This window comes from Lentilactobacillus fungorum, from assembly GCF_016860605.1.
GTDB lineage: Bacteria > Bacillota > Bacilli > Lactobacillales > Lactobacillaceae > Lentilactobacillus > Lentilactobacillus fungorum.
Map to the genome: position 1 here is coordinate 68,212 of NZ_BNJR01000006.1, position 9,467 is coordinate 77,678.

8 protein-coding genes are annotated in these 9,467 nt (G+C 42.6%); all 8 read left to right on the forward strand.

Annotated elements, in window-relative coordinates:
- Positions 1 to 42: 42 nt before the first annotated feature.
- A complete protein-coding gene (locus YK48G_RS02885; protein ID WP_203629212.1) occupies positions 43 to 453 on the forward strand; it encodes an FtsB family cell division protein in 411 nt (136 codons plus the stop codon).
- Positions 454 to 605: 152 nt separating this feature from the next.
- The gene (locus tag YK48G_RS02890) at positions 606 to 1,082 is read left to right on the forward strand and encodes a S1 domain-containing RNA-binding protein (RefSeq protein WP_203629213.1); all 477 of its coding nucleotides are present in this window, start codon (positions 606 to 608) and stop codon (positions 1,080 to 1,082) included.
- A gap of 132 nt (positions 1,083 to 1,214) precedes the next feature.
- Positions 1,215 to 2,624, forward strand: coding sequence for a tRNA lysidine(34) synthetase TilS (gene tilS / locus YK48G_RS02895; protein WP_232365256.1), 1,410 nt, complete (start codon positions 1,215 to 1,217; stop codon positions 2,622 to 2,624).
- On the forward strand, positions 2,617 to 3,159 hold the full coding sequence (gene hpt / locus YK48G_RS02900; RefSeq protein WP_203629214.1) for a hypoxanthine phosphoribosyltransferase: 543 nt from the start codon (positions 2,617 to 2,619) through the stop codon (positions 3,157 to 3,159). Before tilS ends, hpt begins: the two co-directional genes overlap by 8 nt.
- A 73-nt stretch (positions 3,160 to 3,232) precedes the next feature.
- Entirely contained in the window at positions 3,233 to 5,353 is a 2,121-nt protein-coding gene (gene ftsH, locus YK48G_RS02905; protein ID WP_203629215.1) for an ATP-dependent zinc metalloprotease FtsH, read from the forward strand.
- Between the two features lie 197 nt (positions 5,354 to 5,550).
- Positions 5,551 to 6,450, forward strand: coding sequence for an Hsp33 family molecular chaperone HslO (hslO, locus tag YK48G_RS02910; RefSeq protein WP_203629216.1), 900 nt, complete (start codon positions 5,551 to 5,553; stop codon positions 6,448 to 6,450).
- Between the two features lie 80 nt (positions 6,451 to 6,530).
- Positions 6,531 to 7,538 carry a tRNA dihydrouridine synthase DusB gene (gene dusB / locus YK48G_RS02915; RefSeq protein WP_203629217.1) on the forward strand — a complete coding sequence of 336 codons (1,008 nt, stop codon included), beginning with the start codon at positions 6,531 to 6,533 and terminating at the stop codon, positions 7,536 to 7,538.
- 58 nt (positions 7,539 to 7,596) lie between these two features.
- Positions 7,597 to 9,102, forward strand: a complete 1,506-nt coding sequence (gene lysS, locus YK48G_RS02920) for a lysine--tRNA ligase (protein ID WP_203629218.1) — start codon at positions 7,597 to 7,599, stop codon at positions 9,100 to 9,102.
- The last annotated feature ends 365 nt before the right edge of the window (positions 9,103 to 9,467 follow it).

The window sequence follows — 9,467 nt, forward strand, 5'->3', positions numbered from 1 at the left end:
ATCTATACCTAATGAATGTGCGATTAAATCGGGGGATTTAGGATGACATCAGGACATGGCAAAATTAAAAAATTAGAAAATGACTTTACACGTCGTCGTGAAATTGAAATGACCCAGTCACAGGCGACAGCGACGCTGAGTAGGCAGCGAAAGAAGCGGGCTTTAATGATTATCGTGATCTTCTCTTTCTTTGCCATTATTTTTGCGGTGCAAATTATTCGTGCAAAGGTTAACTATGCCGACGTCAATGTCCGAATTGCCAAACAAGAAAAAAAGTATCAGCGACAAAAGGTGAGCAATCGAGTATTGCGGGCCAAAGTTGCTCAGCTAAATGACAAAGATTATGTTGAAAAAATTATTCGTGATCGTTACTACTACACTAAGCCTGGGGAAACGGTTTATAGTTTCCCCAATAAGGCGCCAAAAGACGTTAACGATGATGACGCAGAATAAAAGTGGCGGTTGGATTTAATCATCCAACTGTTTTTATTTAGGCAAGCAGTGTTCAGTTCAAGTGAGCGTTAAAATCCGGAAAAGTTTACACGGTGAAACGTAAAATATGCTATACTTGAAGCACTATCACAGTAGGAGGAACATTTTTTTACATGGCAATTGAAGTTGGGGAAAAAGTTACTGGTAAAGTTTCTGGAATTACGAATTTTGGTGCATTTATCGATTTAGGTGACCATCGAACTGGATTAGTCCATATTAGTGAGGTTTCCGACGGATTTGTTAAAGATATTCATGATGTTTTAAAAGTTGGCGATGAAGTGAGCGTCAAAGTTCTCAAGATTGATGGCAATAAGATTAGTTTATCAATCAGAAAGGCCAATGAGACTGCTCACAACGAGTCCAATCATGGGGAACACACTCATCACGATTCCCATGAAAATCACGAGCGCCGTGAACATCGTGGTTCCCGATCCCACAATAATTCTAATCGTAACGCACATTCAAATAACCATCCCGAAAGTTTTGACGACATGATGTCGGGTTTCTTGAAGGAAAGTGAAGATCGTCTGTCAACCCTTCGAAAGAACACAGAAGGCAAGCGTGGCGGTAGAGGCGGCAGACGAAGCTAGCCTCTGTGGATGATGAATAGTGACAGTGTCCGAAATTCAAAAGTGTTAGCAATATATCGTTAAAGTAGAGGGACTGGTAACCAAATGAATCTTTTGGGCCAGCCCCTCTTATTCGCGTTTTAGGAGGATATCTTGGACCTTCAGTTAAAATTTAACCAATTAATTGATCAAAACCACTGGTGGCGAGCTCATCAAAAGGTAGTGGTTGCTGTTTCAACAGGTGTCGATTCAATGACCTTGCTTTATTTGCTTGCTCATTTAAAGCGGCGGCTACCAACCATTATTGTTGCTTACGTTGACCATCAGCTTCGTCAAGCCAGTCAGCTAGAGACGGCCTTTATTCAAAAACTTTGTCAAGAACAGGGCTTCAAATTGGCCATGACGACGTGGCCCAAGGCTGAACATCCAGCACACGGGATTGAGGCCGCTGCTAGAAAGTTTCGTTATAATTTCTTTATGCAAGTATTAGCTGATAATCAGGCCCAATACTTGTTAACGGCGCATCACGGCGATGATCTTATTGAAACGGTCGTGATGAAACTCATTCGCGGCGGCCAGTTGACATCTTTAGCTGGGATAGATGAACAGCGGTCGTTTGGAGATGCCATGTTAATTCGACCCCTATTACGATTTAGTAAGAAGGCAATCCGCCAATTTGCCGAGCGGCACAAAATTCGGTGGTTTGAAGATGAAACCAATCAGGACTTGACTATCCAGCGGAACCGGATCCGTCATCAGGTTGTGCCGATGCTAAAAAAAGAGAATCCCCAGCTTATCGCCCACGTATTTGATTATTCAACTCAAATTCAGACGACAACTCGGGCGTTAGATGAGTTATTGGCTCAAGTAATCAAGCAGGTTTGCCGGTTGAGTGTCGGTGAGGCTTCAATTGATCTGAATGTCTTTGATACCTATTCAGTTGCTGTCAAAATGTCAATTCTCAAAGAAATCATGATGGCAAAGCTCAAAATTGTAGATGTGTCTACCCAACAGTTGTATAATATCTTAGAGCTTGTTGATGATTTGCAAAAGCCACAGGGCGAAATTGACTTGGCACATGGTTGGCGGGCTATAAAAAGTTACCAGCAATTAATAATTACTAAAAAAAGCCTAAATCAGATAACAAGTTCTAAAACCGATGAGCGATTTATGGTAGTATTAGAACGTTGGTATTCGTTGGCAAACGGTTATCGCTTTGGCATTTTTTTAAACCGGCCCTCAAAAACTGAATTGAAAGTGACAGAGTTCAATTTAACACCTGCGGATCTGCCGTTGGTCGCAAAACCAGCTCAGCCGGGAGATCGACTTTTATTAAAGGGCGGGGGAAGTCAAAAAGTAAGCCGGGTCTTAATTAATGCCAAGATTGCTAATCAAGCCCGCAAACGGACAATGGTTTTGCAAACTGCCCGCCAGCAGATAGTGGCCGTTCTTGGGGTTAAAAGCGTGTCGATACCGGCAAAAGCCAACAACGCACAAACGCTATACTTAGTTGAGCACCACCAAATTAACTTCTCAAAGGGAAAAGGAATTGAAAATGGATAACGACATCTTAAAAGTTTTATATAGTCAAGATGAGATTAATGAGGCATGTCAGCGACTTGGAAAACAGATTCAAACAGCTTATCAAGACAAATTTCCGGTCGTCATTGGCGTGCTAAAAGGCGCAACGTTTTTTATGAGTGATATTGTGAGGGCCACTGATACATACATGCAAATTGATTTTATTGATGTGTCCAGTTATCACGGTGGCACCCAGTCTTCTGGGGATGTTGAGTTGGTTACGGACATCACGACTGATGTTTCCGGAAGGGATGTCGTCATCGTGGAAGATATTGTTGATACTGGCCAGACCCTTAAGTTCTTATTGGACATGTTGAAAGGGCGGGGAGCAAAGAGTATTAAAGTTTGTTCGTTGCTTGATAAGCCAGCTGGTCGGACCGTTGACGCGCATGCAGATTATATTGGCTTTGAAGTGCCAAATGAATTTGTTGTGGGTTATGGCTTGGATTATGATGAAAAGTATCGTAACCTGCCATATATTGGTGTGTTAAAACCAGAAATTTATACGAACAATTAATGGTCAAAAAAGGTCAATTGTGATAGTATTTTGACTATCAACATGAAATAATTTTTTCTTGAGGAGGACGTTGATGAACTCGAATAAAAATGGGCTTTTTAGAAATAGTCTATTTTACATTGTCATATTTTTATTGGTAATGGGTGTCTTTTACTTCTTTAGTGGCAGTAACAATAATAATACCCAGTCCCAAGAAATTCAGTCCAGCCAGTTTGTTAAGGACTTAAAAGATGACAAAGTAAAAAGCTTTTCAATTCAGCCTTCAGGTGGGGTCTATAAGATAACTGGTACTTATAGACAAGGTCAAAAGGCAAAAGTTGCGACGGGCTTTTTGATTGGCGGAAACCAAAGTCAATCAAAAGAAGTCACTAAATTTACTGCAACGGTTCTCGAGAATAACTCCTCAATTGCTGAAATCACTGAGGCTTCACAGGCAAACAATGTTAAAATGAATGCCAAGCCCGAAGAATCTAGCGGTTTTTGGGTCAACCTCTTAGTCTATGTATTACCATTACTATTATTTGTCTGGTTCTTCTATATGATGATGGGACGAGCCGGCGGACAAGGCGGTGGCAATGGCCGGGTTATGAACTTTGGCAAATCCAAAGCAAAGCCGGCTGATAGTAAGCAAAATAAGGTTCGATTCTCAGATGTTGCGGGTGAAGAAGAGGAAAAGCAAGAACTTGTCGAAGTTGTTGAATTCTTAAAAGATCCGCGTAAATTCACCACATTAGGGGCAACCATTCCTCATGGTGTGTTACTCGAAGGACCTCCCGGCACTGGTAAAACATTACTTGCCAAAGCCGTGGCCGGTGAAGCTGGGGTACCATTTTACTCAATTTCCGGTTCTGACTTTGTTGAAATGTTTGTTGGTGTTGGTGCCAGCCGTGTCCGTGACTTGTTTGACCAAGCCAAAAAAGCGGCCCCTGCGATCATTTTCATTGATGAAATTGATGCCGTTGGGCGTCGCCGGGGTGCCGGCATGGGTGGCGGCCACGATGAACGTGAACAGACACTGAACCAATTATTGGTTGAAATGGATGGTTTTAGCGGCAATGAAGGCGTGATTGTCATTGCCGCAACGAACCGAGCAGATGTGTTGGATCCAGCATTGACACGTCCGGGTCGGTTTGACCGTAAGATTTTGGTTGGGCGACCAGACATTAATGGCCGTGAAGCTATTTTAAAAGTTCACTCTAAGAACAAACCGTTTTCGAACGATGTTGATTTGCACGAAATTGCTAAACAAACCCCAGGATTTGTTGGTGCCGATTTGGCTAACTTGCTAAATGAGGCAGCCTTGCTGGCTGCTCGTCGTAATAAAACTCAAATTGATGCCAGTGATATTGATGAGGCTGAAGATCGAGTCATTGCCGGGCCTGCTAAGCGAAATCGGGTTATTTCCAAAGAGGAACGAGAAACCGTGGCTTACCACGAAGCTGGGCATACCGTTGTTGGATTAGTTTTAAACGACGCGCGGGTCGTTCACAAGGTAACAATTGTGCCACGTGGCCGTGCCGGTGGTTATGCGATTATGTTGCCGCGAGAAGATCAGCAGCTGATGTCTAAGCGAGATGCTATGGAGCAAATGGCTGGGTTAATGGGTGGCCGAGCCGCAGAAGAAATTATCTTCAAGTCTCAGTCATCTGGTGCTTCTAATGACTTTGAACAAGCAACTAATATCGCCCGGGCAATGGTTACCCAATATGGGATGAGTAAGCGATTGGGGCCGGTTCAGCTTGAAAATCCTGCTCAAGATAGTTATGGGCCGCGATATTCACAAGCGACGGCTGCTGCGGTTGATGATGAGGTTCGTCGTTTAACCAATGAAGCTCATGAAACGGCAACAAAGATTATCGAAGAACATCGTGATAAGCATAAGTTGATTGCCGAAGCCCTTTTGAAGTATGAGACCCTTGATGAGAAACAGATTTTATCTCTTTGGAAGACGGGCAAAATGCCTGAAAGTTCCAAGACAAATGAATTTCCAAGTGAACGGGCGGCCACTTTTGAAGAAGCCAAACGTGAACTTGAACGCAAGGAAGCTGAACGTCAAGCTCAGCTGGAAAAGGATCATGCTGAAAGTGAAAAGTCACAAGACACCACTCATGACGGCGATGCTTCTGATGGCACAACCAAGCCACAAGATCCAAATAAGCCAAACGATCAAAATCATGATGATGACAGTTATTAGTTGAATATTAAAAAATGAGTTTAGGGTGCTTGATCTCTAAACTCGTTTTTATTATGAGGACAGTGGAGCAAAGCAGAAAATTATGCCTGAGCCACTTTTGACAAAAGCGAAAGCCGTGGCTTCTGGTAAGGAGCACCTTAAGATCCGCTTTCTAGCCGCTTTGCTTCGCTCACTTAGGAAATGGAGATCATAAATTTATGAAAGATTATCTTGTAAAAGCAACTACGGATGATGGCATGTTTCGGGCGTATGCGGTCAACGCCGCCGAGCTCGTAGCGACTGCCCAAAGAGACCATCGCACTTGGGCCGGTTCTTCAGTTGCCTTAGGACGAACATTAATTGCAACAACGATGTTAGCCACTTCGATGGAAAAAAACGATGAGGCGATTACTGTCAAAATTGATGGGAAGGGTCCAGGCGGCCTAATTGTTGCCGATTCAGATGCGCAGGGCCACGTGAAAGGATTCATTCATAATCCTCAGGTACGATTACCAGAAAGTGATCACCACGTTTCTGCTGGCCAAGTTGTTGGTACAAATGGCTTTTTGGAAGTTTCTAGAACTTCTGGTAATCAAGATCCATACACAAGCTCGGTGCCGCTGGCAACTGGTGAAATTGGTGACGACTTTACGTATTACTTGGCGCAGTCGGAGCAAATTCCGTCCGCTGTTGGCGTTTCTGTGTTGGTAAATGCGGATAAAACAATTAAAGCTGCCGGTGGTTATTTGATTCAAGTCCTACCGGGAGCTAAAGATGCGGCAATTACCAAGGTGATTGACAAGTTAAAATCAATGCCGGCAATTTCGGAATTACTGGTAAAAAATCAGACGCCAGAAGAAATTCTGGAAATGATTTTTGGCAAAGGCAATCTTCATTTTCTTAGTCAATTACCAGTATCGTTTTACTGCAACTGCTCAAAAATTAAGTTTGGTCGCGACTTAGAAGGCTTGCCAATTAGTCAGCTTGAGCAAATGCTAACAGAAGACAAGGGGGTTGATGTCACTTGCAACTTCTGTGAATCTAAATACCACTATAACGAAGATGAACTAGCAACAATTATTGCAACGGCTAAATCCCGGTCTAAGACTTCGGATTAACTATCCAATCCTCAACATTTGTGATAAGATAGCTAGCGGAATTTTGTGAAGAAAGCACATGTGAACATTGAGGTGAAATTATGGAATGGAAAATTGGTAATGTCGTAATTCCCAATCAAGTTGTGGTTGCACCGATGGCTGGCGTCACCAACTCTGCTTTTCGAATTATTTGTAAGGAATTCGGTGCGGGCTTAGTGGTTTGCGAAATGATTTCCGATCGTGGAATTATGTATAAAAATAAAAAAACGTTGGATATGATGTTTGTTGACCCCAAAGAGCATCCAATGAGTATTCAAATTTTTGGTGGCACCAAGGAAACTTTGGTTGAAGCTGCTAAATTTGTTGATCAAAATACGGCGGCCGACATTATTGACATCAATATGGGGTGCCCGGTTAATAAAGTCGTTAAAACTGACGCTGGAGCTCGCTGGCTGCTTGATCCCAAGAAGGTCTATGAAATGGTTTCTTACGTAACGGATGCCGTTAAGAAACCGGTTACGGTTAAAATGCGGACTGGCTGGGATGAGGAGCATATCTACGCCGTTGAAAATGCTTTGGCAGCGCAAAAGGCCGGGGCTTCTGCGCTGGCAATGCATGGGCGGACCAGAAAACAAATGTACATGGGTCACGCTAACTGGGATATTTTAAAACAAGTGGCCGATGCTCTGGACATTCCTTTTATGGGCAACGGCGATGTTAAAACGCCTCAAGATGCTAAAAAGATGCTGGACGTTGTGGGCGCCGATGCTGTCATGATGGGGCGTGCCGTAGAAGGTAATCCCTGGATTTTGAAGCAGACCCAACATTATTTACAGACGGGACAATTATTGCCAGAACCTACCCCAGAACAGAAAATTATGACAGCCAAGGAGCATTTGCATCGACTCGTTGAACTTAAGGGTGACTATATTGGCTCTCATGAATTTCGCGGTCAATCAGGCTATTATCTCAAGGGAATCCCGCACTCTGCCCGGACCAAAGTTGCCCTGAATAATGCGGATGGCGAACAGGCGATGCTGGATATTTTTGATGAATTCCTTGAGAAAAATGCTAAGCGGAATGCCCGTGAGCATCGAGTTGCCCAATAAATCCGATATTTTTATGTTATGATTATTGGTAGTTAAAAATCACCTAGGAGGTTTGACATTGGCGAAAGATAAAGAAATGAACGATCAGATGATTGTTCGTCGACAGAAGATGGATGAGTTAAGAGAAGAAGGAATTGACCCTTTTGGGCATCGTTTTGTGCGTTCACATCTTGCGGAACAACTGCATCAAGAATTTGATGGTTTTGATAAAGATGATTTGATGGCCCAAGACAAGAAGGTAACCGTTGCCGGTCGGATGATTGCCAAGCGAGGCAAGGGCAAGGTTGGCTTTGCCGATTTAAGAGATCGAACAGGAAAAATTCAAATTTATGTTCGAAAAGACATTGTGGGCGAAGATATTTATCATATTTTCAAGCGCTCAGACATTGGTGATCATTTAGGGATCTCCGGTCAGATCATCAAAACTGATATGGGTGAATTAACTGTTCGTGCTGAGTCAGTGACCTTTTTGTCTAAAGCTTTGCGGCCTTTACCAGATAAGTACCACGGTTTAAAGGATAAGGAACAGCGGTATCGACAACGCTATTTGGACTTAATTTCCAATCAAGATAGTTTTGATCGTTTTCATAAACGCAGTCGAATTATTTCGGCTATTCGCAGCTATTTAGACGCTAATGATTATTTGGAAGTTGAAACACCAGTTTTGCACAATCAAGCTGGTGGTGCGAACGCACGGCCATTTATTACTCATCATAATGCTTTGAATATCGACCTTTATCTGCGCATTGCTTTGGAACTGCATCTAAAACGCCTAATTGTTGGTGGGATGGAACGCGTGTATGAAATTGGCCGGGTTTTTCGAAATGAAGGCATGGATACGCGACATAATCCTGAATTTACGATGCTTGAATCTTATGTGGCTTACTACGATTTTCATGATGTAATGGATGAAACTGAAGGCATTTTAAAGGCCGCTGCTGCGTCAGTTACTAAAGATAATGTCGTGACTTATCAAGGCCAAACTGTTGATTTAAACAAACCGTTTAAGCGACAGCACATGGTTGATGCAATTAAGGAAGTAACGGGAATTGATTTTTGGCAGCCAATGTCTGATGAACAGGCTAAAAAGCTTGCTGATGAGCATCATGTACATTATGAGAAATGGTGGAAAACGGGGCATATTATTAATGCTTTCTTTGAAGAGAAAGTTCAAGATACGCTGGAACAGCCAACGTTTATTTATGGACACCCGGTTGAAATTTCACCGCTTGCCAAGAAGAATCATGATGATCCACGGTTTACTGATCGATTTGAACTATATATTGTGGGTAATGAGTTTGCGAATGCCTTCTCAGAACTGAATGATCCGATTGATCAAAAGCAACGTTTTGAAGCTCAAGTTAAAGAACGTCAAGAAGGTAATGAAGAAGCTGAAGGCATTGATGAAGACTATGTTGAAGCTTTGGAATATGGCATGCCACCAACTGGGGGACTTGGAATTGGCATTGATCGACTTGTGATGCTACTGACTGATGCGCCATCAATTCGAGATGTGATTCTGTTTCCAACGATGCGGCCAGAAGATAATACCACAACTGAATAATGTGTCTCTCAAACATCTGTATTTATTTTATGCGGATGTTTTTTTAATTTTCTCTTGACGACGGCTGAATTATCCGGTATATTTATAGATGCTGTTTCACCGGTTAGTCATTGAGGTTAGCCAAACGGCATCAAAGTTTTAGTTGACACCGACGAAACAGCGTGGTATATTTAAATAGTTGTCGCGAGCGAGATTTGCTGCTTCGTGACAACGGAGTAGCTCTTTGAAAACTGAACAAAATTTTCGACAAACAAATGTGCAGGGCGTTCCGAAACATTTCGGAACCAAACATTTGCGAAGTCAATTCGTAAAAACCAAGAATAAATTTTAAATCATGAGCTATTAACAGGCTTATCATTTTAAAA

Bases quoted from the DNA above. Each gene is read 5' to 3' on its own strand.
- YK48G_RS02885 (WP_203629212.1), top strand. From the start codon at position 43: ATGACATCAGGACATGGCAAAATTAAAAAATTAGAAAATGACTTTACA.
- YK48G_RS02890 (WP_203629213.1), top strand. From the start codon at position 606: ATGGCAATTGAAGTTGGGGAAAAAGTTACTGGTAAAGTTTCTGGAATT.
- hpt (WP_203629214.1), top strand. From the start codon at position 2,617: ATGGATAACGACATCTTAAAAGTTTTATATAGTCAAGATGAGATTAAT.
- ftsH (WP_203629215.1), top strand. From the start codon at position 3,233: ATGAACTCGAATAAAAATGGGCTTTTTAGAAATAGTCTATTTTACATT.
- hslO (WP_203629216.1), top strand. From the start codon at position 5,551: ATGAAAGATTATCTTGTAAAAGCAACTACGGATGATGGCATGTTTCGG.
- dusB (WP_203629217.1), top strand. From the start codon at position 6,531: ATGGAATGGAAAATTGGTAATGTCGTAATTCCCAATCAAGTTGTGGTT.